Here is a 24,928-nt window from a genome sequence, read left to right as displayed (position 1 = left end):
TCCAAAATTGCCTCACTTAGCAGGTATAGTAACTTCCCAAATCCCTTGATTTCCACCGTATTCCAAAACATAGATTTTATTGCCAATAATTTCAGCATCAATGGGATTACTGAAACCTTGAACAATACGTCTGGCTTCAAGTTTGTAATTGGTAGTTCCTACTTTCGTCAAATTTAAATGCAACAGATCTTGACTGGCATCTTTAAAAGGGCCTGCGACTGTTTCGCCAGTGGGATCGCCTATAGTCCAACTTAATACAAATCCATCTCTGTTGAATTCTGGACTCATTGCTCCTTGGGTATCAAAAACTAAACCCAAAGGAGAACGGTGTGTTGTAAAAGTACTCAAACTTTGTCCCAAAAAGCTAGCATCTTTGATTTGGCCATTTTGAGGATCGCGATAATTATCTGCATCCGGGCCAAAATTAGGAATTGGTTCTGTCAAGGTGATATTAGGCTTAGGGGGAAAGGTAGGATCGTTATAATAATAGCCTTTTGTCACTGCGCCAAATTTGGGATTTAATAAACGGTCGTTGGCAGGATTATAATTTGGGTATTGTTGTGGATTGTCTGTTCCACCAATGCGCCAGGGAAAGCCGTAATGAAAACCTTGACGCAGCCAATTTAATTCTTCTGACATATCGCGATCGGGCCCATTTTCTGCACCAAATAAATCTCCATTAGGTGCGAAAGCCATATCATAAGTATTGCGTATTCCTTCTGCAAAAATATAGCCAGCACTTTTTAAAGTTGCTCGATTATTTGCCAGAAATAAATTTTGTCCATTAGTAGGAAGACGAATAATACAGGCTGTTAATCCGACTTCACGAGTGTTGGGATATAAACCACCAGCAGTTTGAACTTCACCATGATCGGTGCGAGAACCGCTATTGATATAAATATAATTACCATCTAAGCTAACAACTACACCATTGAAACGATGGTCATAGGCTGTTTTACTTTTAGGATAGGCTGCACTTTTAGCCAAAACAGACCAAATACGCTGTCCTGTATTTGAATTAATTACACCTTTAACAATAATTGCTTTGGTCTGGTCATTGGCTACGTTTCCATTGCCAATTAAATAAATAGTACCGTTAGGGCCAATGGCTATTCCTTGAGTTTCACTGACTTTATGATCGTTAAAGCTATAAACAAGTGTAGTAGTAGATGACGCTAAATTAACTCGATAAATTTCCCCATTACGTTTGAGATAATAGAGGGTATTGTTCCGTGGATCTTTGACAATCCGAACAGAGGGAGAAATCGATTTTGTATTGACAATATTGCGAATTTTAATATCAGAACGTAGAGCTTCAGGTGCAGCATTAACTACAGTAGTTCCATAGTTTAATAACAATATTGTCAATAAAAGTGTTTGAAACCAAAAAAACCAGCCTTTGATAGTGAATTTATTAGTAGATTTGCACTTTGCTATATTCATGATTTTCTCCATAAACCAAATCACGTCGCTTTGCTCCGAATTCCGAATTCAAAATTAATAATCCCCATAATTAAATGTCGGGACTTATATCATTAATAAAATTCTACGTACCTATGCCAAAGTAACTTCTAAGGTATAAGGAACAGAAAAAGTATCACTTTCGCCAGAGAAAGTTCCACCATTTTGAGGAAAGAAAGCATATTTACTTACTGAAATAGAATATGTCCCTGCACCTAGTGAAGCGGTGATTAACGATCCAAAGTCTGATTCATTGCCACTATCATCATTAAATTGCAGCAAAGTTCCAGCATTATTAAATAGACCGAGAATCGTATCATCAAGTGTCACTGTTCTGATAGTTACAGTTGATGAATTAGCGATGGAAAATCTAAAAAAGTCAAAATCAGGATTATCTCCTGGTTGAACTGATACTAATTCACCTGAAATATTCACATCTGAGCCTGATGATAGGGAACCTAATCCTTCAGCAGTGGTTAGTGTATTGTTTGTAGCTTGTCCAGGATTTTCTCGTTCATAGAAAAGGAAGTCATCACTATCAAGTCTAAGATTGGTTCTTCCTTGGACAATACCTATAATCTCATCTGGTTCTGTTCCTGGTTTGTCTAAAAATATTTGTGTGTTAGTTCCAACAACTTGCAGGCGATAGTTCTGTACAGATCCTTTGAGTTCAATTCGATCTTCGCTAGAGTTGAAATCAGTAATGGTGGCTAAATCTCCAAAACCTGCGTTGCTAGTGTTGTTATCGTCGTAGAAAACATTTGTCGCATTCCCAAGAACAAATCTATCTACCCCAATTCCACCAGTGAGAATATCAATCTCCCCCGATCCTGGTGGAAGCTGACTTCCAGGAAAAACACCAATCAACACATCGTTTCCAGAACCTCCGTTGATACTGTCATTACCAGGCCCGCCCTGTAGACTATCATTACCGTCCTCACCATTGAGGATGTCATTGCCCAAATTACCATCCAGGGTATCATTGCCTGCCCTACTATTAAGAGTGTTGTTTGCACTATTACCAAACAGGAAGTTGCTCAGGGTGTTACCTGTACCATTAATACCACTAGTTCCCGTCAGGGTCAGATTCTCCAAATTCGCTATTAATGTGTAGCTAATAGAAGACCTAACGCTATCTGTGCCGGAATTAGCAGCTTCAGTAATAATATCAGTAACATCGGTAATTATGTAAGTATCGTTACCTAATCCACCGTTTAAAGTGTCAGTACTGCTACCGCCATCAAGGGTATCATTACCATCTCCACCGATAAGACTGTCGTTTCCCGTCCCACCAAACAAATTATCGTTACCAGCCGCACCATTTAAGGTATCGTTAGCGGATGTACTATTGGCATTACCGCCATTAGCCCAACCATATATCGTGTCATTTCCTGAAGTTCCGTTTCTAAGATCGGAACCCGTCGTACCAAAAATAACTGCCATGTTATTTCTCCTGAAGTTTTAACTAATGCCCAAGAGGTTGTTTGCAAAATGGTTTTGAATACTGTTTAAGTTCAGCATTAGTCAAAGAACTTTTTATCAGTTAGATATAAATTACTTGCTATTTGCGTAATCTTCTGTTTTGGAAAAAGCAAATCAAAAATATCCAAGTGCTGATTGTAACTAGGTTAAAAACCTTAGAGGTGAACGGGGCGATCGCCATACAAACAGACTAGATAATTTTATTTCTTATAACTCCCTAAACCGATTACGTAAATGGTAAGTAATTAGTCCCAAAAATCATTTATATTGATTAGTTTGCTAATTTTTTTATGCCGTAATTATTAATTATCATGAGTTAAAGTATACATACAATGCTTTAACAAATCTTCAAAATGTCAATTGATATTATTTATAATAGATTCACAAAAAATGTAAATCTTCATTAAGATTTATTTTCAATAAACTAATTTTTTTAGTAAAAGTTTTAATAGCTTTTCAATAAAAGTATCGTATTGGTTAAGTTACGTATCAATATCAGATTTTTTGTAAAAAAAATATTATTTTCCACCACAAAAAATACTTTTACATTAAAGCAATTTTTTGAGAAATTGATAAGTTAAATTGATACATCGATTCATAAAAGTTTTGTACATAATAGCAGCTAAACTTTACAGAAATTTTATTAATCGACAATTCAGTTACCTATTGCAGTATTACTGGCTGGTGAATAAAGAATAGACAAGAGTGCAAAAAGCACTTTTGCACTCTTGTGGAAAAAGGGATACATCTCAATACTGCTCGCTTTGTGCATTTTCAACTCGGAATTTGGTTTTGGGAAAAGGTTAAAGGGTAAAGGTTTTTTCTTTCCCCTTTCCCTTTCCCCTTTCCCCTTTTCCCGACTTCTCTTAGAAGTCTAATAAAACTTCACCAAATCATTGATTGATTTAGTGAAGTTTAGTTTCTGGCGGATGTAACTCTAGGGAACTCCAAAAAATCAATTATTCCGGTTATAGGGTACACTATCGAAGATTCACAGTTAACAGTCAACAGTCAACAATAGTAATGGAATATTTTTTTACTTAGAAGTCCCCTAAACTGATTTTTTATTCTTAGTAGTTTCCCAAGTTAAAAAAGTTTTTAAGCAAAAGTAACTTTGAGCGTATAAGAAAAATCAGGATTAGATATGCCACCTCCTAAGAAAGTTCCACCATCTTGAGGAAAGAAATTAAATTTACTCACTGCAATAGAGTACGTACCTGCACTTAGAGAACTACTGATAAACGATTGTAAGTTTGCGCCAGAATCATCATTGACTTGCAGTACATTACCAGCGTTGTTAAACAGTCCGAGAACTGTATCTCCTGATGTCAGGGTCTCAATAGTGACAGTTCCTGCATTTGCTAAAGAAAATCTAAAAAAGTCAAAATCAAGATTACTCCCTTGAATTGTTGCTAAGCGAGCTGAAATATTCACATTCGATCCTGATGATAGGGAACCTAATCCTTCAGCAGTGGCTAGTGTATTGTTTGTACCTTGCCCAGCATCTTCCTGCTCATAGAAAAGAAAGTCGTCACTATCAAGTCTGAGATTGGTTCTTCCTTGCACAATACCTATAATCTCATCTGGTTCTGTTCCCGGTTTGTTTAAGAATATCCGTGTATTGCCTGCAACACCTTGCAGCAGGTAGTCCTGTACAGCTCCTTTGAGTTCAATTCTATCTAGGTTCGAGTCGAAGTCAGTGATAACAGCCAAGTCACTAAAACCAGGATTGATAGTGTTGTTATCGTCGTAGAAAACATTTAAAGAGTCTCCCAGGATAAATCTATCTACCCCAAGTCCACCAGTCAGGGTATCAAGTTCTCCTAATCCCGGTGGAAGCAAGCTACCAGGAAAAGTACCGATGAGGATGTCGTCTCCAGATCCTCCATTGATACTGTCATTACCAGGCCCGCCTTGTAGGCTATCATTGCCATCCTCACCATTGAGGATGTCATTGCCCAAATTACCGTCTAGGGTGTCATTACCTGCTCTACCATTAAGAGTGTTGTTTGCACTATTACCAAACAGGAAGTTGTTAAGAGTGTTACCTGTGCCGTTGATGGCGCTAGTTCCCGTTTGCCTGAGATTTTCCACATTAGCAGCGAGTGTGTAGGTAATAGAAGACCGAACGACATCTGTACCGGAATTAGCAGCCTCAACAATAGTGTCAACAGCACCGTCAATGATATAGGTGTCATTGCCTGCTGCGCCATTCAATGTGTCAGTACCTAAACCACCATTAAGTGTGTCATCGCCATTTCCACCGTTTAGACTATCGTTGCCACCATTACCTGATAATTGGTTGTTTTGGTTGTCACCAATAATGATGTCATTTGCATTTGTGCCGATGATGTTATCAAAGTTGATTACAGAAAATGATATTGTTCCCAAACCAGGAACGTTATTAGCAGAGATAGTTTGGGCTTGCAGGTTAACGCTAATAAATACTCCTGACAAAGATGCAGATGCATCTATGGTGTTGTTAGCAACGCTAGCATTTGCAATAACTTTTTCTACTTTAAAAAGTTGGTCTTGCCCTAATGCCCCTTTTTGAATGGTTCCGACACCTGACAAGGTAATGGTTTGATTGAGTTGACTGTAGTCTGCGGTATCGAGGCCATCTCCGCCATTAATGCTATCGCTACCCTGGCCGCCTCTGAAGGTATCGTTTCCTGTACCGCCATCTAGTGTGTCGTTGCCATCTCCACCAATTAAGCTGTCGTTCCCTGTCCCACCTGCAAGGGAATCGTTACCAGCTGCACCATTTAAAGTATCGTTACCAGAGGTACTATTGGCATTACCACCAAGTGCCCAACCAACTATAGTGTCATTTCCCGAAGTTCCAGTCAGACTGTCAGGATTTGTGGTACCGAAAATAGATGCCATGTTATTTCTCCTGAATTTATGATATGTAAGTTCAGCCTCAATCAAAGAACTATTCATCAGTTCAATGTCGATCGCTTACCATTTGTATAAGTGTTAAATTAGAAAACATTAAATTGTTTGTTTAGAAAGTTCTAAACAAAAAATATCCAACTAATTATTGTTGGCAAGCCAGAAAAGCCTGCCTTTGATTAGTGGCAAATAACATGCCTAATCTACAAAATTAGATAATTTATGTCTCTAAAAATTATTCCTTCAAGGTAGGCATCAGGGAACAAAAAACTAGAGCCGCAGTTTAAAAAAGATGTTTTTATCAAAACAGAATTCAGGAGTCAGTCGCCAGAATTCAGAATTGAATTGGAGTGCGACTAGTAGATGAATAAACGGCTTTAAGACCCCCACTAAATCAAAGATTTAGTGGTCTTCTCCCAAGGAGAGACGCTACGCGAACAATTAGTGGGGGATTTAGACCCGCCACTAATTGATTCTGACTCCTGTTAGCGGTAGCGGGGCGTTTAGCCCATTCTGACTTCTGAATTCTTCTTCAACAAACGCAAAGGGTAAAAAACAGCACCATTTTTGAAATCCCACATTATAAATGTGGGAATCTCCCTGTTACCTTTAGCATTTATTATTCAAATGGTAATTAGATCGATAATTTTGATTCTTTTGTCAATTTTTTTGAGTTAAGCTGTAAGTATTTACTTATCACGTTCGATAGGTTAACTAAACTTCTTTATCAAATCTTTAAAATGTTGAAAAATATCATTAATAATACATTGCAATATAGTGAATTAACTTAAATTAAATATTTTTCAGCCTCTACTGATTTTTTTGGTGAACCTTAACAGCTTTTTTAGCGTAATAGAGTTTGATTATTAATTTATATTTCAATTGTTGTTTATTTTGTTAAAAATTATTTTTATTTATGTAAATAAAATATTTTTTTAATAAAGGCAAAAATTCAAAAAATACATAACTTAAATTGATATATTATCTATAAATTTTTGGCGTTAAGAAACCTCGCAGCTTTACATAAACTTTATAGTGATGTCAAATTGGAAAATTGGCGATCGCTCATCTTGGAAAACGTCTAGATGTTTTACAGCGAATACAAGCGTATTTATACAAAAATTATAGCTAATCATAAGTTTTTGCGTAAGTCCTATTCTTTTTATTTTATTTTTAAATTTTCTGTCATCTGCTTTGAAGAAATTAAAACTTTTGATTTTATTTGGTTGCACAAGTCTTAGAGAAAACACTATGAAATGGTAAATTAATATTTCAGGCATTTACTAATCTCCAAGTATAAAATTTATCTCTCTCTTCAAGAATATTTGCATCAGGAGAATTTGAAGTGTCTTTTTTTAAAAAAAAGCTCAGATTTGCCAACAAACTCAAACTTATCTTCGGGATATTGGGGGCAGTATTTACTTTATTTGCTTGTTTAAATATTGGGTTATTAGCTAATAACTCATCCTTAGGCGATCGCTTTGTTGTCTGGGTAGTTCCGAATCTGCAAAGAATCAAGCAAAAAGACCCAGCAGGAGCTAAAACCGAAATTGATTTGTATGCGGCGCGGGGAGAATACGAACCTTTTCAAATAGGAATTCGCGCACCCAATAATGGTTTGACAAATGTAAATGTCGTGGTTTCGGATTTGTCTGCTGTTAATAATCGAGTAATTTCCAACTCAAATATTACACTCTACCGCGAACATTACGTCCGCGTTACTCATGCCAGTCCTAACAAAAAAGGCAGTACCAATCCATCTTTAGGTACTGGATGGTATGCTGATGGATTAATTCCATTTATTAATCCCGAAAACAAAAAAGATATTACAGGTGCAGAATTAGACGCTGTTCCATTCAACTTAAAAGCTGGATATAACCAACCGATTTGGGTAGACATTTTTGTCCCGCGCAACACTCAAGCTGGAAACTATGAAGGTACTTTTACTGTTAGTAGCGACCAAGGAAAGATGGCAGGTAAAATTCACTTGAAAGTTTGGAATTTTGAGCTACCCATCAAACCATCGCTGAATTCTGAGTTCACATTTTATGAACATGAAGATAAAAGCGAAATGATCGAACTTCTCAAACATAAATTAATGCCAGATGCTCATTTTAATCCAGCATACGAACCAGAGTTAATCAAGCAATGGGGACTGCGTTCCCGGAGTCTTCCTTTTTGGAGTGGGGCTAATGTCAGTACTTGCAAAATGGCTCCAGCACCTCCTCTTCAAAAGATTAAAACCACTGCTGCTAAACATCAATCAGGTTTATTTCTCTATGCTAGATATGCTGATGAAATTGATAACTGCTCAAATTTAATTGAACCAGTAAAGGAATGGGCGCGAAATTTTCATCAAGCTGGAGTTGCAACTGCTTTAGCAATGACTCCCACACCTGCACTTTATGATGATGGTTCTGGAACTGGACGTACAGCTGTAGATATATGGATAGTATTGCCAGAAGTCTATGATGAAGCTGCTGAGCGAATTACTGAAGTTTTACAAAAAGGAGATAAAGTTTGGTCTTACAATGCTTTAGTACAAGACGGATACTCTCCCAAATGGCAGATAGATTTTGAACCAATAAACTACCGAATTCATCCGGGTTTTATTAGCCAAAGCCTTGGATTAACAGGGATTTTATACTGGCGAGTTGACCTATGGACAAAAGATCCTTGGAAAGACGTTCAAACATACTTCCAGAAGAAATACAAACACTATTTTCCTGGTGAAGGAATGTTGTTTTATCCAGGGAAACAAGTAGGTATCAAAGGAGTTGTTCCTTCCATGAGGCTGAAGTGGCTTAGAGAAGGCGTAGAAGATTACGAGTATCTGGAAATACTTAAAAATCGCGATCGCCAACAGTGGGCGCTTTCATTAGTTCGGACTGTAGGACTTGACTGGAAGCACTGGACACGGGATACAACTAAGCTGGAATCAGTCCGGCGACAGTTGGGCGAGGAAATACATAGACTTTCTTCTCAATAAGATCTTGAGAAATTCATAATTACTTTGACTAAAATTTAGATATTTTTTAATATATCCAAGTGGATATATTTTTTTCATGTATAAATATCCTTTATACTTAGTTATTGTCTACACTATAAATATAGTATGACAATTAACAACCACAGCCGTATTTTTTTCAACAGGAATTAAAAATATGAATCCACCAGAAGAATACATCAATCATAATTCATTTAAAGTAGAACAAGAAGAAGTTAATCCAGCAAATAACGAGTTGCAATTTAGCAATGGTATTAGCGAAACTAGGAGTTTGGATAAAGTTAGAGAAATTCTGATTGGCAATCAAATTCGAGATATTGAAAAAAGATTTACCCGTCTAGAAGAACGCCTACTACAAGAATTCAATAATGTGCGGGATGAAAATAAAAAACGTTTAGATGCTTTAGAAAATTATGTCAAACAAGAAGTTGATTCTTTAACACAGCGTCTCCACAACGAACAAAAAGAACGCGATATTCAATTGAAAAGCGTTGCTGAAGAAAATAAAAATATAAATATAGCTTTAGAACATAAGTTGACTCAATTTGACGAACAAAGTACTAAGAATCAACGAGAGTTACACGAGCATATTTTCAACCAATCTAAAAGTTTACAAGATGATATTCAAAAAAAATCTCAGGAAATTTTAGCTTTATTAGAACGGGAAGTACAACATCTTCGTAGAGACAAAACAGACCGTTCGCATCTAGCCGCTATGTTTACAGAATTAGTTGTCCATTTGAAAGCAGACAACAAATCTTAAATTCCAAAAATAGAAAGCGCAAAGTTGATTGTTTGACTATCAGCACAGTTCTCCTATTAACAACAAAATGTTACGTCATAATAATTGGGGATTGGGGGATTTTGGTAATGAGTGACTCTTCGATAAATCAAATACCAAAAGTATCTCCTGGTGGTTTGACAAGTAAAAGCCAAGCCTCTGAAATTAAGGATGAATTAACTACACTTCGTAGTTTGCTGCTAGATATCGAGCCGACGAAACTTGAAAGACTTTATCAGCGACTAGAAAACCCTGAAATTCAACCAGAAGATATTAGCAAAATGCTTCCAGAAGCTGTGATTCTACGCGCAAAGCAAGATAAACAACTAGGGGAAGTAATGGTATCTACTGTTGAAGAAGCCATTGAAGTTTCTGTAAAACAAGACCATAATGTGCTTGCAGATGCATTATTTCCAATCATTGGCCCAGCCACTCGAAAGGCGATTTCTACAGCTTTGGAAGAAATGATTCAATCTTTGAATCAAACCTTAGAACATAGCTTATCTCCACAAAGTTTTCAGTGGAGATGGGAAGCACAACGCACAGGGAAATCATTTGCAGAAATTGTGCTGCTACGGACGTTAGTTTACCGAGTAGAACAAATATTTCTGATTCATAAAGAATCTGGATTATTACTGCAACATTTAGTAACAAAGCACGTTCCGATTCAAGATCCAGATTTAGTAGCTGCCATGTTGACAGCTATCCAGGATTTTATCAAAGATTCCTTCAATGTCCAAAAAGGAGATGGAATAAAAAGTTTACGTTTTGGAGAAGTCATAATTTGGATTGAAGAGGGGCCGCAAGCATTAATAGCAGCTATAATTCGGGGAAATCCTCCCCAAGAATTTAGGTTAGTTTTACAAGAAGCAATTGAAAAAATTCACCTAAAGTTTAGTCAAGAAATTAAAGATTTTGCGGGAGATACAGAAATATTCGATGTTAGTAAGCTCGATTTAGAAGATTGCTTAGTAGTTAAGTATAAATCTGCTACTAAAAAAAATTATACCTATGCTTGGATTCTTTTAGGTGTAATGGCGATCGCTTTTGGAACTTGGGGCTTTTTTACTATTAGAGAACAACTCCGTTGGCGAGCCTATCTGCAAAAACTCAACTCTCAGCCAGGAATTGTTGTAATTAGCTCCCACCAAAGTTTTGGCAAATACTTTATCAGGGGAATGCACGACCCTCTAGCAGTAGATCCCAATACACTCATACAACAAACAAATCTCAACCCCAAAAAAGTAATTAGTCAGTGGCAACCTTACTTGTCTTTGGAAGCAGAATTTACTACCAAAAGAGTTCAAAAATTGTTAAATCCACCCCCAACTGTATCACTACAAGTGGATAAAAGCGGTATTATCAACGCCACAGGTTATGCATCCCGGCAATGGATTTTACAAGCGCGTCAATTATGGCATTTTATTCCTGGCATCACTCAATTTCAAGAGAAAAATTTAGTAGCAATAGAACTTAGCCAATTGGAGGAATTTAAAAAACAAATAGAAGAAAAAATATTCTTTTTTGTAGAAGGTTCAGCTGAACTTAGCTCTGGTGAAACTACTAAGTTACTAAATTTAACTCTCTCAATACGTAATTTTTTGAATATTGCTCAATATTTAGATAAAAACGTGCAAATTCAGATTATTGGACATACAAATAATACAGGAACAGAACAAACCAATATGCTCCTCAGTCAAGCTCGTGCTGAGAAAATTTTATCTTATTTGAAATCCCAAGGAATCAATACAAAACAACTTCAAGCCATAGGTGTTGCTTCTCAGCAACCTTTGGAGCTAAAAATCAAACCAGAATCTCAAAATGTTAATAGCCGTCGAGTATCTTTTAAAGTATTTCTAGCTAAACAATCGAATTAAAAGTATATAAATTTATTTATGGTTATTCAGAAAAAAATTTGTATGATAGGTGCATTTGCTACAGGTAAAACTAGTTTAGTATCTCAGTTCGTTCACAGTATTTTTTCTGATAAATACCATACTACTGTAGGTGTAAAAATTGACAAAAAAACCATAAATATTGAAGAAAATAAGATCAATCTGATTCTTTGGGATCTCTACGGAGAAGATGAATTTCAAAAAGTACGAATGTCCTACTTACGCGGTTGTGCTGGTTATTTATTAGTGGTTGATGGGACGAGGCGTAATACTCTAGAAATAGCTTTCCATCTCCAAACAAGAGTGGAAGATGCCATTGGTAAAGTTCCATTTATTTTGGTGATGAACAAGTACGATATTACAGATGAATGGGAAATTGAACCTATTGAACTAGATCGAGTGATAGAAAAGGGTTGGACTGTGATTAAAACCAGTGCTAAAAATGGACTAGGTGTAGAAGAAGTTTTTCAAACTCTTGCTAGAAAAATCTTGGATTGCTAAATGCTAGATGTCCCTAATCCTGTAATTACCTATCTTCTCAATTTTTTCACAGCAGAGCGTTCCCTGGCGTATCTGTTGGTGAACAAAGATGGTAGCCTATTGGATTGGGGAGGCAAGTTAGCAAAATATGGCATTATTAACCTCACTAAAGGAGAAAATATCACAGAGCAAGTTTATTTTCTAGAGGGTTTACTACCACTGAATGAAACTTCTTTATTTTTACCGTTTCTCAAAACAGAGTATGGGAGTTGTGCAGATGTTCATATGTTTTCTACACAAGAAGGCGATTGGATATTATTGTTAGATAGTAGCTGTGATGAAAATCAACTTTTCGCTACTCAACAAAAAGGCAATGAGTATAATCTTTTGCAAGAAAAATTAAATAAATAATTATATTAATCATTCAAAATTTAAACCATGAATACATCTATTACAAATGGTGTCCTGGCTGCTTTAAAGATTCTAACTCTAGAGTATATTAATCCAGGTTTATTTAAAATTATTGGTAATATACCTGATTGGTTAAATCAATTTTATCATCAGAAATTAACCTCAGGGATGAATATATCAGTACCAGAAGAAAAATTTTGTTTTTTAAAAAACTTTTTAATTGATGCTGAAGAATTTTGGCTGAACGATAGCAGTAAAAAAATCAGTTCGGGTTTATGGACTGAAGTAGATACAAATGGACAAGAATATCAATTTGAAGCCTATGCACTTTTTGTCAATCATAAAAGAATTTTATTAATAGAGCTTTTAGAAGAGACTTATCAAGATAAGCAATATCTTATCCAAAAAGGTAGAGAATATGAATTAATTTATTATCAATTACTCAAAGATAATCAAAAAAAAGATATATTACTTCATTGTATCATGCATGATATTGCAGGACAATTAAGTGCGATAAATGGTTGTTTATCATTACTAGAATATGAAAATTTAACACTTAAAGGAAAAGAATATTTAGAAGTAGGTAGACAGCAATGTTTGAAACAACAAAGTCTAATTCAAGATATTTTAGATATTTTTTCTACTGAAATAATTTCATTAGAAAACTCTAATTTTTATATTGAAGAATTACCTAATCTTTTAAATTCTCTAGAAGAAGTAATTGAGTTTCTCAAGCCAACTTTTTCTCAGAAAAATATCCAATTAGAGCTTGATAACGAAATTGACACAACAATAGACTGGAGAGTGCTAGGAGAAAAATCTCGTTTAGATAGAGTAATTTCTAATTTATTAGAGAATGCTTATCGTTATAGCATTCAAGATTCTATAGTAACTATTAGTCTCCAGTTAGATGGAGAATATGTTTTAGTTAACATAGACGATCGCGGCTCTGGCGTACCACCAGAAATGGTAAAACATTTATTTCAAAAATTCTCCCAAGGCAAAGATAAATCAGGCAGAGCCGGCTTAGGTCTTTATTTTTGTAGAATCACACTAGAACGCTGGGGAGGCAGTATTGGTTATTTACCCCGCCCCGGAGGTGGTTCTAGATTTTGGTTCCGCTTGCGAAGGAGGGCGATGGGGAGATGAAGGAGATGGGGAGAGGGGGGAGATGGGGAGAGGGGGGAGACAAGGAGAGAAGTCTGAGCGGAGGTTTCCGACCATCAGAACTTCGGAGAGAAAGATTGCTACCTTGTCTACCTTGTCTACCTTGTCCTCTTCCCATCCCCAATGCCCCATGCCCCATGCCCAATGCCCAATGCCCAATGCCCAATGCCCAATGCCCCATGCCCAATGCCCAACACTATAAGCGCGAAACAAACCCGATCGCTCCCCCTGCTAACACTAACCAAGCAGAGTTGATTTTGAATCGAAACACAGCGATCGCACTCACAATTGCCAGAGTAATTGTTAACCAATCAATGAGTGCGGCTCGTCCTAATGTGTAGGTAACTCCTGCCATTAAACCCAAAGAAGCCGCATTCACGCCATCTAAAAATCCACTTGCCCAAGGAGATTGACGTAACTTAGAAACCCAAGGATTAATTATCCACACAAGGATAAAAGCTGGTAAAAAAATACCAATGGTACCAGCGATCGCCCCCGCATTTCCCGCTAATAAATAGCCAATAAATGTGGCGGTAGTAAAAACGGGGCCCGGTGTAAATTGCCCGATGGCCACGGCATCTAAAAGCTGTTGGGACGTAAGCCACTGGTTACGCTCAACTAATTCCCGTTGCAGAAATGCCAGCAATACGTAACCACTGCCGTAAAGAACGCAGCCAATTTTCAGAAAGAAGACAAACACATTCATCCAACTAACTGATGTGACTGCTGTTGTACTACCAACCTGAGCAAAAATACCTGAAAATGGCAATAGGAATGCTGCTTTTATATTTCCTCTATTTTGCCAATTCTTCAGTAGCATCACTGCCGCACCTAGCAAAATCAGCACCAAAATTTCATTTAATTGAGCAAAATAGGCGGTAATCGCCGCTAACCCTGCAATAATTGTCGGTAAATCTTTGGCTGCCTTTTTACCCAGATTCCATACAGCCTGAAGCACCACGGCAATAATTACAGGTTTGATTCCATAGAGCAACCATTCCACTTGGGGAATAGTTTGATAGCGAGCATAGATGACAGCTAATATCCATACGATGAGCATTGCAGGGAAAATAAAACAAGTGCCCGCAACCAGTAAACCACGCCATCCGGCTCGTTCGTAGCCAATGTGAATTGCTAATTCCGTTGAGTTGGGGCCTGGAATCAAATTCGTAATCCCCAGTAAATCTAGCAATTTCTCCCGGCTCATCCACTGACGGCGATTCACCACCTCATTGTCCATCATGGCAATATGGGCAGCAGGGCCACCAAAGGCGATCGTCCCCAATCGCAAAAATACCATTGCCAGTTCCGTTAATCGCTGCTTCTGCTGTCTGGGAGTCAGGGTATTATCGGATTTCTGGATATCCTCAGCTTCCTGAGTCACTGTGATTTTCCTGATTTAATGATGTTGATAGCATTAATATATCGGAATTCGATATCGTAAATCTATATATCGAAAGTGAATTCATGCTACCATGCCCTTGACTAGTAAATACGGTAAACCAATCGATATTATGGAGTATACATGAGTGATATTAAAAAAGTCAGTGATGAGTATTCCGCAGGTGGACAGCCAACCCCAGAGACACTAAAACAGCTTGCGGACGAGGGGTATAAGTCCGTGGTTAATTTGCGTTCGCTTGATGAAGTTGGAACATTAGCAGACGAACAGCAACAGGCTCAAGCCGTAGGGCTTGAATATGTCAACGTTCCACTCAAACCAAGCCAAACAAACGATAACTCCACAGCCAAAGTTCTCTCAGAACTACAGCAATTGCCTACTCCGGTATATTTTCATTGTGGTGCAGGTGGACGAGCCAGCGCCCTTGCCCTCATAGCCTTTGCAACCCAACATCAACTCAACCGCCAACAAGTTTTAGCAAAAGCAAAAGAACTTGACATCAATCCAGAACAAGTTCATCTCAAACAGTTTTTAGAAAATCTTGAGTAGGGTGTGGGGAGTGTTGACTGTTGACTGTTGACTGGTGACTGTTGACTGAGGGATTAAGAGTTATTCTCCTTGTCCCCTCCCCTCATCTCCCCTGCCCCCTGCCCCACCTGCCTCATCTCCCACACGTTGATGAAATTATTTCCTCTCGGTAGGTAATGGCGAGTAGGAAGTAGGAAATCAATCTTTTGTATTTATTTATTTATACAGAATTTTTTCAAAAATCAAATAGAAGTTCCATATCAGAATAACTACTTGTAGACGCTTCCGTAAGTGTGGTTATGTCTTTTTATTTGTATAAGCTCCGCCAATTTGGCATAACTCAGACAACAAAACAGTGCTACAAAAATGAAATAGAAATCAAAAAACAACAATAGCTAATACACATATTAACTGTCAGTTACAACACCTCTAAATAGCATAATTGCCTGTGACTTGATTGAAAGCTAACCATTAACATTCAACCGTCAACCGTCAACAGTCAATATAAAATGCTTTTTCAAATGTGGTTTAACTTACAATTACTCAATTTGGCTGTCTTCGATTGTTTACCATTAACCAAAAATTATAACAATTCAGCAATTAGGATTCATAAATATAGCAGTGTAGTGCGATTGCTATATATTTATACTTGATTTTTTCATTGTTCTGAATCATTGCTGAATTGTTCTCAAAAATTTCAGAAAAGTCATAAAAAATGACTCATGACATATTGTAAATTTATTTTTTTGAGATATGAGCAACCGCATTGCAGTTATTGGTCTTGGCTACGTTGGTCTACCTGTTGCCTTGGCATTTGCGAAAAAATTTCCTTATACAATCGGTTTTGATATCAATTTAGAAAAGATTAAAAGTTTAAAGCAAGGTATCGATCGCACCAATCAAGTTTCCAGCGAAGAGTTAAGAAATTCTAGTCTGATCGTTACTTCAGAACTCTACGATTTAGTAGATGCCAACTTTTTTATCGTTGCTGTACCAACACCAGTTGACCGCAACCATAATCCTGATTTGAGTTTACTAGTTAAAGCTTCTGAACTGGTGGGTAAGGTCTTACAACCAGGAGCGATCGTGGTGTATGAATCTACGGTTTATCCAGGAGTAACGGAGGATATTTGCAAAGCAACTTTGGCTAAAGTATCAGGCTTGCAACCTGGTATTGATTTTAAATTGGGCTATTCTCCAGAACGGATAAATCCGGGTGACAAAGCTCATACACTAGAAAAGATTGTCAAAGTCGTAGCTGGGGAAGATGCAGAAACTCTCGAACGAGTTGCAAGTGTATACACAGCAATTATTGATGCTGGTGTTTATCGTACCTCCTCGATTAAAGTAGCTGAGGCAGCTAAAGTCATTGAAAATACTCAGCGAGACTTAAATATTGCTTTGATGAACGAACTAGCCTTAATATGCGATCGCCTTGGTATCCGCACCCATGATGTATTGGCAGCTGCTGGCACTAAATGGAACTTTTTGCGATTTACTCCAGGACTTGTTGGCGGTCACTGCATTGGGGTTGACCCTTACTATCTAACTACCAAAGCAGAAGAATTGGGATATCATCCCGAAGTCATCCTAGCTGGTCGTCGAATTAACGACAGTATGGGTACTTATCTTGGTCAGCGTTTTGTCAAACTCCTAGTTGAAGCTAACCTATCGATTAAACAAGCACGGGTAGGAATTCTCGGTCTCACCTTTAAAGAAAACGTACCCGATATTCGCAATAGTCGCATACCAGATGTGGTGAAAGAGTTGCAGCAATTTGGTATTGAACCACTCTTACACGATCCTCTGGTAGATCCTGATGAAGCACAGCAAGAATATGGAATTGATTTAGTTGATTGGCATAACATATCTGATTTAGATGGGTTAATACTTGCAGTCGGTCATCAAGCTTATTTAGATATACCTTGCGAACAACTTCTCAAGTGTTTGCGTCCAGGTGGAGTATTGATGGATATCAAATCTATTTTCAGTCAAACTTCAATACCATCCCATATTCATTACTGGAGTCTATAGGAGAAACATCATGGTCAAGGTTTTAGTGACTGGTGCTGCTGGTTTTATTGGATTTCATCTCAGCCAACGTCTATTGACCAGAGGTGACGAAGTTGTTGGTCTTGATAACCTCAATGATTACTACGATGTCTTCTTGAAAAAAGACCGTCTAGCTCAATTACAGGAAAAACTAGGTTTTAGTTTTTATCAACTCGACTTAGCAGACTCGGTAGCCATAGCCCAACTCTTTGCCGAACAACACTTTGATGTGGTGGTTAACTTAGCAGCACAGGCTGGCGTTCGATACTCCATCAAGAACCCCCATGCATATGTAAACAGTAACTTAGTGGGGTTTATTAACATCCTGGAAGGTTGTCGTCATTCAGATGTTCAACATTTAGTATTTGCTTCTTCTAGTTCTGTTTATGGCGCTAATACTAAAATGCCTTTTTCTGTTCACGACAATGTAGACCATCCAGTTAGTTTATACGCTGCTACTAAAAAAGCTAATGAATTAATGGCTCACAGTTATAGCCATTTGTATAATTTACCAACAACTGGACTCCGCTTCTTTACTGTTTATGGGCCGTGGGGTCGTCCAGATATGGCGCTATTTTTGTTTACCAAAGCAATTTTGGCAAAACAACCAATAGATGTGTTTAATTACGGAAAAATGCGCCGAGATTTTACTTATATTGACGACATTGTAGAAGGTGTTGTGCGAGTGATGGATAAAATTCCTCAGCCAAATCTCGCTTGGTCAGGAGCATCTCCAGACCCAGGAAGCAGTAAAGCTCCTTATAAAATTTACAACATAGGTAACAATCAACCAGTTGAATTAATGCGCTTTATAGAAGTATTGGAAGATTGTTTGGGAGTCAAAGCACAAAAAAATTTACTACCTCTGCAACCAGGTGATGTACCCATCACTTATGCAGATGTTGATGATTTAGTTAAAGATGTAGGCTTTAAACCCAGCACACCTATTGAAATAGGAATTCAACGTTTTGTAGCTTGGTATTGTGCTTATTATCAAAAATCTAGCCATAGAACAACCCAAAATTTTGGGGTGAGGGTAGGGAGTAGGGAACAATGAAAATACTGCATGTTTGTGCAATTGGAGGTACTGTTGAGACACTTTTACGACCTCAAATTGATTATTTTTTGTCTCAAAATTTATCAGTTGAAATAGCTTGTTCTCCAAGTGTAGAAGTTGAAAAACTCCAACAACAGGGTTATATCATTCACCCAATTGAAATTGACCGTCGGATTTCTCCTTTGAGGAATTTGAGCAGTATTTATCAATTAACACAATTAATCAGACAAAAGCAGTATGACCTCGTTCACGTACACACTCCCATTGCTGCTGTTTTGGGTCGGATTGCTGCTAAATTAGCTGGTGTCAAAAGAATTGTCTATACTGCTCACGGCTTTCCGTTTCACGATCGCTCCTCACCTCGTGAATATCGTTTTTATTTTGCTGTTGAGAAATTGACTGCTTTGATAACTGATTTGATTCTCACTCAAAATTATGAAGATATTGGCACAGCTAAGAAATTAAATCTTTGTCCGCCAACAAAATTACGTTATTTGGGTAACGGTGTAGATATTCATCGCTTCCAACGCGATCGCCTCAATTATGCTCATCAAATTGAATTACGAAAATCTTTAGGTATCCCCGATTATACTGACTTAATTATTGGCACAATTGGACGCCTCACTCAGAAAAAAGGTAGTGGATATTTAATTGAAGCCGCAGCGAAATTACTGCCCTATTTTCCCAATTTGCAAATTTTAGTCATTGGCTCTCAACTTAGTAGTGACCCAGAACCTTTTCAAAAACAATTAATTCAAAAGATTCATGATTTGGGACTGGAAAAACATGTTATTTTAACAGGAGAAAGACGAGATATTCCAGAACTTTTAGGATTATTAGATATCTTCACTTTGCCCACATTCACCCATGAAGGATTACCGCGTTCTATCCTTGAGGCAATGTCAATGAATTTACCAGTGGTGGCTACAGATATTCGCGGTTGTCGAGAAGCGGTAATTCATGGACGAACAGGTTTAATTGTCGCACCTAAAAATACTGAAAAGTTAGCTGAAGCTTTGGGAATTCTATTGTCTAACTCTCAATTGCGACAAAGTTATGGTCAAGCTGGTCGCCAACGTGTTGAAGCTGATTATGATGAAGAATTAGTTTTTAAACGACTGAATAAGTACTATCAAGAATTAGGCATTTATTGATTAGTAGGGATTGGTGGTTAAGTGAGATAGGGAGAAATTTTTTAAACGCATACCGCAGGGTAGGGACGCAAAGTTAAGCGAAGCGCAAAGGTACGCACAGAGAAAGAATGAGAAGGTTTTGAGATGGGAGGGGGTATTGATGAACGATCGTAATTTTAAGGATGCTAAGTTTAAGAGATATAGCAGAGTAATTAAATCTATATTGGATAGAGTTGTAGGGGCGATCGCTTTAATTTTTGTTGCTCCTTTATTGTTGGGTGTAGCTATTGCTATTTATTTGCGGATGGGTAGTCCAGTTGTTTTTATTCAACCTCGTCCTGGAAAAAATGCTCGGATTTTTAACTTTTATAAATTCCGGACGATGACGAATGAATGTGATGCCCAAGGCAATCTTCTTGCTGATGAAAAACGCCTCACAGCCTTGGGTAAATTTTTACGTCAAACGAGTCTTGATGAATTACCTCAACTTTGGAATGTGTTGAAGGGAGATATGAGTTTTGTTGGGCCTCGTCCATTGTTAGTAAAGTATCTTGACCTTTACACACCCCAACAAGCACGTCGTCATGAAGTGAAACCAGGTATCACTGGCTGGGCACAAGTTAATGGTCGGCGCACATTAGATCGGTTTTGGGATAAAAAATTTGAATTGGATGTTTGGTATATAGACCGCTGGAGTTTGTGGCTTGATTTAAAAATTTTATTGATGACTGTATGGCAAGTAATCCAGCGAAAAAGTATTAGCCAGGAAGGACATGTTACTTCAGAGGAATTCACAGGCCAACTTAAAGAACAATAAATAGGGTTTTCGTCGGCTATAGAATTACAGGAAGTGAAAAAGTATGAATCTGCAACAAATACCAAATGTTGACGCAGCGATGTTAACTTCAATGACTGAAGAAGAATGCGCTGATTGGTATCGCCAACGCGGAACACATGTGATTCGCCATCGCCATCGCTATTGGAAGGAAACAGTACGGGGTTTTTATCAGCCGTTGCATTGGTTAGCGCGTTTGAGTGCCAAAGAAGCAAATTCCCCGACGCCCTTATCTTGGGGATTCCAAACAACATTATCTGATGTTGACGCAAGTACAGCTAACGCTTCCATGCCAATTCATTGGTTACCCAATCTAGAAAACTATGATTTCCACAGTCTGACATCAAATCGGCGAAATCATCTGCGAAAGTGTTACAAGCGAATCAACATTGTGCCTCTAGATAAATCGACGCTTTTGCAACAGCAAGGATACGAAGTTTTGATGTCAGCATTGAAGCGAACAGCTTATCGTCAGATACCTTCTAAAAAAGACTATTTAAAAGAACTTGCTGATTATCCCACCCCTGAAAAACGATTGATTCTTGCGGGTATTAAGGGTGAGGAACTTCTTGGCTATATCACAGGATATGCGGTTAACAGCATTGCTTATATTGATGAAGTAATAATTGCAACTGAAGCATTATCTACTTACATTGGTACGGGATTGCTATTTGAATTTGCACAAGTCTGTCGTCGGTCTGGGTTAATTCGCGAACTGGTTAACGGTTTGCATTCACGAGAAGATGAAAACCTTTGTGTCTTCAAGGAAGGAATGGGTTTTCAAGTCAAGCATATTCCTGCAAAGGTACAAATTAACCCCATTGTTGAGCAATTTATTCAGTGGCGATATCCACACAAGTATTATCGCTTGGTGGGTGGTTGTCAGGTGCGTTCGCACGAGAAGACGTTTTTCAGTAATACTCAAAATACGAAAATTAAAGGAGTATGAATTTTCAACAAATTCGAGATTTATCCGAAGCACAGCTAACCTCAATGACTGAAGAAGAATTTGCCAGGTGGCGCTGCAAGGAAGGTGCAAATGTTGTCTTTCATGGTGGGTGTTATTGGGAACAACGGCGTTTTGGTTTCTATCAGCCAATCCATTTGTTAACCCGCTTGCAAATTCAACAGGTAACTCGTCCGATACAATTTTGCTGGGGATTTTTAGCATCGTTGTGTGAGGATGATGCTGTCAGTGCTAACGCATCAATTCCTATTCATTTATTGTCTAATGTCCAAGACTACGATTTATATAGCATCAACAAAAACAGCAGACAAAACATCCGCAAAAATCGCCATTTGTTTGACATTGTGGAGTTAACTGATACGCGGTTACTACAAGAACAGGGATATGATGTTTTTCTCTCAGCAACTACACGAACGCGATGGAAATCATCGCTTTCTAGAGAGAAATATATAGTGAAACTTGTAGATTATGTTGTGCCCAAACGTCGGCTGATTCTTGCAGGACTTAATGATACGAAACTTTGCGGTTATATCACTGGTTACGCCATCAACGGCACTGCATACGGAGAAGATCTCTACATCAGCACTGAGGCATCAGAATACAATCTCAACAGAATATTGCTTTTTGAATTTGTGCAAGTTTGCCGTCGTTCTGGTGGAATTTATGAGTTTGCCATCGGTCAACACTGGCGAGAAAAACCGGGAGTTGTGGAATTCAAAGAAAGAATGGGCTTTCCCATCACACATATACCTGCCAAAGTGGAGATAAATCCGCTCATTGAGCAATTTATCCGTTGGAAGTATCCACATCAATACTATCGTTTAACTGGGCACGATTGAGATTAAAAGAATACTGCTCATTTAAAAGATATCCATTGAACTAAATATTGAATATAGGAGAAATCAATGGATTATAAAATAATTAATTTGTCAGATCCATTATGGCGGCAAATTTTAAATCAATTAAAGTATGATATTTATCATCTGCCGGAATATGTAGATTTAGAAGCTAAAAGAATTAATGCTATTCCGGAAGCTATATTGATATTTGAAAATGAAAAGATATTATTTTTACCTTATTTATTACGTTGTGTCGATAATTTATTTGAGATGAAGACTGATATTCCATTGATTTGGGATATTGTATCTCCTTATGGTTATCCTGGAATTTTATACAATCAAGCCGCAGCTGATACGCCGGAGTTTTTGCAATTGGCAGTAAATCAGTTAATTTTAGCATTAGGCGATCGCCAAATTTGTTCGGCATTTTTAAGGCTACATCCAATACTCAATCAAGGATTAAATGAAGTTTTATCTTTTGGTTTATGTAAAATCAGTGGAGAAACTGTGTCGGTAGATTTAAGCTTATCCACAGCAGAAATTTGGCATCAAACTAGACCAGAACATCGCAATCATATCAATCGATGTAAACGTCATGGTTTTAGTGCCAAAATGGTTAGGTTAGAAGAATATATAGATAAATTTATGGCTATATATCATGAAACAATGAATCGTGTAGAAGCCAAAAATTATTTTTATTTTGATGAAAATTATTTTCAAACTTTAGCTAGATTAGATAAAAATATTCATTTATGTCTCATCGAATTTAACGATCAAATTGCTTGTGCAGGAATATTTACCGAATGTTGTGAAATAGTGCAATATCATCTAGGAGGAACAAAAAACGAATTTTTGAAACAAGCTCCTAGTAAATTAATGTTTGATTACGTTCGATTTTGGGCTAAAGAACGGGGCAATAAATTTTTGCATTTAGGTGGTGGTGTTGGTTCAGCTAAAGATAGTCTCTACAATTTCAAAGCAGGGTTTTCTAAACAAAGACATCTATTTTTAACACTACGCTTAATTACAGACCCAGAAAAATATGATTCTTTAGTGGAATTACGAGCAAAAACTTTAAAAACCGCAGCCAAAAATTTAGTTGATTCAAATTTTTTCCCTGCTTATCGTTCTTTGAATTGAGTGCAAACTAGCAAATCAGTCAGTTAATCAATAGCAAACCGATTCAGGTAATGTGCATGAATAAACCAATTCTGCTTTCAACACCCCACATGGGCGATGAGGAACTCGAATTTGTAAAAGAAGCTTTTGAAACAAACTGGATTGCTCCTGTTGGCCCTCACGTTGATGCTTTCGAGGCAGAATTTTGTCAAGTCACTAACGCTACTTATGCTGTGGCTTTAAGTTCCGGTACAGCAGCTTTACATTTAGCTTTAAAATTAGTTGGTGTTGAGGCTGGAGATGAAGTTTTTTGTTCTACCTTAACGTTTATTGCTAGTGCTAATCCAATCATTTATTTAGGCGCAAAACCAGTCTTTATTGATAGCGATCGCACTTCGTGGAACATGAATCCCGAATTGTTAGCAGAAGCATTAGATAGCCGTGCCAAAACAGGTAAATTACCTAAAGCTGTTGTCCTTGTACATTTATATGGTCAAAGTGCAGATATCGACCCAATTTTGCAGGCTTGTAATCAATATGATGTTCCCTTAATTGAAGATGCTGCTGAAGCTTTAGGAGCTACCTATAAAAAACGTTCTTTAGGAACTTTTGGACGCATTGGAATTTACTCATTTAATGGTAATAAAATTATTACTACTTCTGGCGGGGGAATGTTAGTATCCGAGGATTTAGAATTAGTAGAAAAAGCACGTTTTCTTGCCACCCAAGCACGCGATCGCGCTCCTCATTACCAACATTCACAAATAGGTTATAACTATCGTCTCAGTAATGTTTTAGCTGGTATTGGTCGCGGTCAATTGCGTGTTTTAAATCAACGAGTAGCAGCTAGAAGGCGTAATTTTGAAATTTATTTCCAGGAATTGAAAAACTTACCAGGAATAGAATTTATGCCAGAAGCTAATTATGGATATGCTACTCGTTGGCTGACCTGTATCACAATAGATCCTCAAGCTTTTGGTGGTAACCGAGAACAACTCCGTCTAGCACTTCTTGAACAGCAAATTGAATCTCGTCCGGTTTGGAAACCTTTACATATCCAACCTATTTTTGCTGAATGTCCATGTTTTGGTGGTGCAGTTGCAGAAGATTTATTTGCACGCGGTCTTTGCTTACCTTCTGGGTCTAATCTCACAAATGAAGATTTAAAAACAGTGATTAGCCTAATTCACATATTCCACGATGAAAGCCTAAAAAATCATTCCAAAATTCCCAATTCTTACCTGGCAATCAGTTATAGCAATAATTAAAAACAAATAGTAATTTTATCAATTTATCGTCAGTTCACAATTCAGCACTCAAGAGTGAGAATACAGAATTTAAAAGCGTTCTAGGATAATTTAATTTGTGATTTATCAATATTGGCTTTGAAATTCTGACATTTTATCTACAATTCAAA

The 24,928-nt window shown here is 37.5% G+C and carries 21 protein-coding genes; 16 read left to right on the top strand and 5 right to left on the bottom strand.

Features of this window, described 5'->3' with window-relative positions; translation table 11 throughout:
• Positions 1–12: 12 nt before the first annotated feature.
• From VF06_RS01615 to VF06_RS41920, 4 genes are all read right to left on the bottom strand, one after another.
• Complete coding sequence (locus VF06_RS01615; protein WP_180267282.1) at positions 13–1,443, bottom strand: PQQ-dependent sugar dehydrogenase; 1,431 nt, start codon at positions 1,441–1,443, stop codon at positions 13–15.
• A gap of 111 nt (positions 1,444–1,554) precedes the next feature.
• Positions 1,555–2,904 carry a pre-peptidase C-terminal domain-containing protein gene (locus VF06_RS01610; protein ID WP_099070225.1) on the bottom strand — a complete coding sequence of 450 codons (1,350 nt, stop codon included), beginning with the start codon at positions 2,902–2,904 and terminating at the stop codon, positions 1,555–1,557.
• Positions 2,905–4,041: 1,137 nt separating this feature from the next.
• Complete coding sequence (locus VF06_RS01605; RefSeq protein WP_099070226.1) at positions 4,042–5,829, bottom strand: calcium-binding protein; 1,788 nt, start codon at positions 5,827–5,829, stop codon at positions 4,042–4,044.
• A 1,028-nt stretch (positions 5,830–6,857) separates the two neighbouring features.
• Positions 6,858–7,118 (bottom strand): hypothetical protein, encoded by a 261-nt coding sequence (locus tag VF06_RS41920; RefSeq protein WP_099070227.1) that lies wholly within the window; start codon positions 7,116–7,118, stop codon positions 6,858–6,860.
• 65 nt (positions 7,119–7,183) lie between these two features.
• On the opposite strand from VF06_RS41920, the gene VF06_RS01595 reads away from it, so the two are divergent.
• The 7 genes from VF06_RS01595 (at position 7,184) to VF06_RS40160 (ending at position 13,781) form a co-directional block, all read left to right on the top strand.
• Complete coding sequence (locus tag VF06_RS01595; protein WP_099070228.1) at positions 7,184–8,827, top strand: DUF4091 domain-containing protein; 1,644 nt, start codon at positions 7,184–7,186, stop codon at positions 8,825–8,827.
• A gap of 175 nt (positions 8,828–9,002) precedes the next feature.
• On the top strand, positions 9,003–9,608 hold the full coding sequence (locus VF06_RS01590) for a DcrB/PsbP domain-containing protein (protein WP_099070229.1): 606 nt from the start codon (positions 9,003–9,005) through the stop codon (positions 9,606–9,608).
• A gap of 107 nt (positions 9,609–9,715) precedes the next feature.
• The gene (locus VF06_RS01585) at positions 9,716–11,503 is read left to right on the top strand and encodes an OmpA family protein (RefSeq protein WP_099070230.1); all 1,788 of its coding nucleotides are present in this window, start codon (positions 9,716–9,718) and stop codon (positions 11,501–11,503) included.
• 42 nt (positions 11,504–11,545) lie between these two features.
• The gene (locus VF06_RS01580; protein WP_244918061.1) at positions 11,546–12,022 is read left to right on the top strand and encodes a Rab family GTPase; all 477 of its coding nucleotides are present in this window, start codon (positions 11,546–11,548) and stop codon (positions 12,020–12,022) included.
• Positions 12,023–12,412 (top strand): hypothetical protein, encoded by a 390-nt coding sequence (locus VF06_RS01575; RefSeq protein ID WP_099070232.1) that lies wholly within the window; start codon positions 12,023–12,025, stop codon positions 12,410–12,412. It abuts the gene before it with no gap.
• A 27-nt stretch (positions 12,413–12,439) separates the two neighbouring features.
• On the top strand, positions 12,440–13,561 hold the full coding sequence (locus tag VF06_RS01570) for a sensor histidine kinase (RefSeq protein WP_099073417.1): 1,122 nt from the start codon (positions 12,440–12,442) through the stop codon (positions 13,559–13,561).
• Between the two features lie 22 nt (positions 13,562–13,583).
• Positions 13,584–13,781 (top strand): hypothetical protein, encoded by a 198-nt coding sequence (locus VF06_RS40160; protein ID WP_180267281.1) that lies wholly within the window; start codon positions 13,584–13,586, stop codon positions 13,779–13,781.
• Here VF06_RS40160 and VF06_RS01560 read toward each other — a convergent pair.
• Positions 13,776–14,963 (bottom strand): chromate transporter, encoded by a 1,188-nt coding sequence (locus VF06_RS01560; RefSeq protein WP_218963843.1) that lies wholly within the window; start codon positions 14,961–14,963, stop codon positions 13,776–13,778. The two genes, VF06_RS40160 and VF06_RS01560, sit on opposite strands and share 6 nt — an antisense overlap.
• A 141-nt stretch (positions 14,964–15,104) precedes the next feature.
• Here VF06_RS01560 and VF06_RS01555 point away from each other — a divergent pair, with 141 nt between their 5' ends.
• From VF06_RS01555 to VF06_RS01515, 9 genes are all read left to right on the top strand, one after another.
• Positions 15,105–15,530, top strand: coding sequence for a protein tyrosine phosphatase family protein (locus tag VF06_RS01555; protein ID WP_099071918.1), 426 nt, complete (start codon positions 15,105–15,107; stop codon positions 15,528–15,530).
• Positions 15,531–16,262: 732 nt separating this feature from the next.
• Entirely contained in the window at positions 16,263–17,543 is a 1,281-nt protein-coding gene (locus VF06_RS01550; protein ID WP_099071919.1) for a nucleotide sugar dehydrogenase, read from the top strand.
• Positions 17,544–17,553: 10 nt separating this feature from the next.
• Entirely contained in the window at positions 17,554–18,618 is a 1,065-nt protein-coding gene (locus tag VF06_RS01545; protein ID WP_099071920.1) for an NAD-dependent epimerase, read from the top strand.
• Entirely contained in the window at positions 18,615–19,772 is a 1,158-nt protein-coding gene (locus tag VF06_RS01540) for a glycosyltransferase family 4 protein (protein ID WP_099071921.1), read from the top strand. The genes VF06_RS01545 and VF06_RS01540 overlap by 4 nt, the downstream gene beginning before the upstream one ends.
• Positions 19,773–19,911: 139 nt before the next feature.
• Positions 19,912–20,568 (top strand): sugar transferase, encoded by a 657-nt coding sequence (locus VF06_RS01535; protein ID WP_099071922.1) that lies wholly within the window; start codon positions 19,912–19,914, stop codon positions 20,566–20,568.
• Positions 20,569–20,611: 43 nt separating this feature from the next.
• Positions 20,612–21,535 carry a hypothetical protein gene (locus tag VF06_RS01530; protein ID WP_180267280.1) on the top strand — a complete coding sequence of 308 codons (924 nt, stop codon included), beginning with the start codon at positions 20,612–20,614 and terminating at the stop codon, positions 21,533–21,535.
• Entirely contained in the window at positions 21,532–22,392 is an 861-nt protein-coding gene (locus VF06_RS01525) for a hypothetical protein (RefSeq protein ID WP_244918060.1), read from the top strand. Before VF06_RS01530 ends, VF06_RS01525 begins: the two co-directional genes overlap by 4 nt.
• Before the next feature lie 66 nt (positions 22,393–22,458).
• Entirely contained in the window at positions 22,459–23,532 is a 1,074-nt protein-coding gene (locus VF06_RS01520) for a GNAT family N-acetyltransferase (RefSeq protein WP_099071923.1), read from the top strand.
• A gap of 56 nt (positions 23,533–23,588) precedes the next feature.
• Positions 23,589–24,779 carry a DegT/DnrJ/EryC1/StrS family aminotransferase gene (locus tag VF06_RS01515; protein WP_099071924.1) on the top strand — a complete coding sequence of 397 codons (1,191 nt, stop codon included), beginning with the start codon at positions 23,589–23,591 and terminating at the stop codon, positions 24,777–24,779.
• The last annotated feature ends 149 nt before the right edge of the window (positions 24,780–24,928 follow it).

Source organism: Nostoc linckia z4, from assembly GCF_002608075.1.
GTDB lineage: Bacteria > Cyanobacteriota > Cyanobacteriia > Cyanobacteriales > Nostocaceae > Nostoc > Nostoc linckia.
This window is presented reverse-complemented; position numbering and strand designations above follow the sequence as displayed.

Bases quoted from the DNA above. Each gene is read 5' to 3' on its own strand.
- VF06_RS01515 (WP_099071924.1), top strand. From the start codon at position 23,589: ATGAATAAACCAATTCTGCTTTCAACACCCCACATGGGCGATGAGGAA.
- VF06_RS01615 (WP_180267282.1), bottom strand. From the start codon at position 1,443: ATGAATATAGCAAAGTGCAAATCTACTAATAAATTCACTATCAAAGGC.
- VF06_RS01610 (WP_099070225.1), bottom strand. From the start codon at position 2,904: ATGGCAGTTATTTTTGGTACGACGGGTTCCGATCTTAGAAACGGAACT.
- VF06_RS01550 (WP_099071919.1), top strand. From the start codon at position 16,263: ATGAGCAACCGCATTGCAGTTATTGGTCTTGGCTACGTTGGTCTACCT.
- VF06_RS40160 (WP_180267281.1), top strand. From the start codon at position 13,584: ATGGGGAGAGGGGGGAGACAAGGAGAGAAGTCTGAGCGGAGGTTTCCG.
- VF06_RS01555 (WP_099071918.1), top strand. From the start codon at position 15,105: ATGAGTGATATTAAAAAAGTCAGTGATGAGTATTCCGCAGGTGGACAG.
- VF06_RS01570 (WP_099073417.1), top strand. From the start codon at position 12,440: ATGAATACATCTATTACAAATGGTGTCCTGGCTGCTTTAAAGATTCTA.
- VF06_RS41920 (WP_099070227.1), bottom strand. From the start codon at position 7,118: ATGCCTGAAATATTAATTTACCATTTCATAGTGTTTTCTCTAAGACTT.
- VF06_RS01530 (WP_180267280.1), top strand. From the start codon at position 20,612: ATGAATCTGCAACAAATACCAAATGTTGACGCAGCGATGTTAACTTCA.
- VF06_RS01585 (WP_099070230.1), top strand. From the start codon at position 9,716: ATGAGTGACTCTTCGATAAATCAAATACCAAAAGTATCTCCTGGTGGT.
- VF06_RS01590 (WP_099070229.1), top strand. From the start codon at position 9,003: ATGAATCCACCAGAAGAATACATCAATCATAATTCATTTAAAGTAGAA.
- VF06_RS01575 (WP_099070232.1), top strand. From the start codon at position 12,023: ATGCTAGATGTCCCTAATCCTGTAATTACCTATCTTCTCAATTTTTTC.
- VF06_RS01525 (WP_244918060.1), top strand. From the start codon at position 21,532: ATGAATTTTCAACAAATTCGAGATTTATCCGAAGCACAGCTAACCTCA.
- VF06_RS01545 (WP_099071920.1), top strand. From the start codon at position 17,554: ATGGTCAAGGTTTTAGTGACTGGTGCTGCTGGTTTTATTGGATTTCAT.
- VF06_RS01535 (WP_099071922.1), top strand. From the start codon at position 19,912: ATGAACGATCGTAATTTTAAGGATGCTAAGTTTAAGAGATATAGCAGA.
- VF06_RS01540 (WP_099071921.1), top strand. From the start codon at position 18,615: ATGAAAATACTGCATGTTTGTGCAATTGGAGGTACTGTTGAGACACTT.
- VF06_RS01605 (WP_099070226.1), bottom strand. From the start codon at position 5,829: ATGGCATCTATTTTCGGTACCACAAATCCTGACAGTCTGACTGGAACT.
- VF06_RS01580 (WP_244918061.1), top strand. From the start codon at position 11,546: ATGATAGGTGCATTTGCTACAGGTAAAACTAGTTTAGTATCTCAGTTC.
- VF06_RS01520 (WP_099071923.1), top strand. From the start codon at position 22,459: ATGGATTATAAAATAATTAATTTGTCAGATCCATTATGGCGGCAAATT.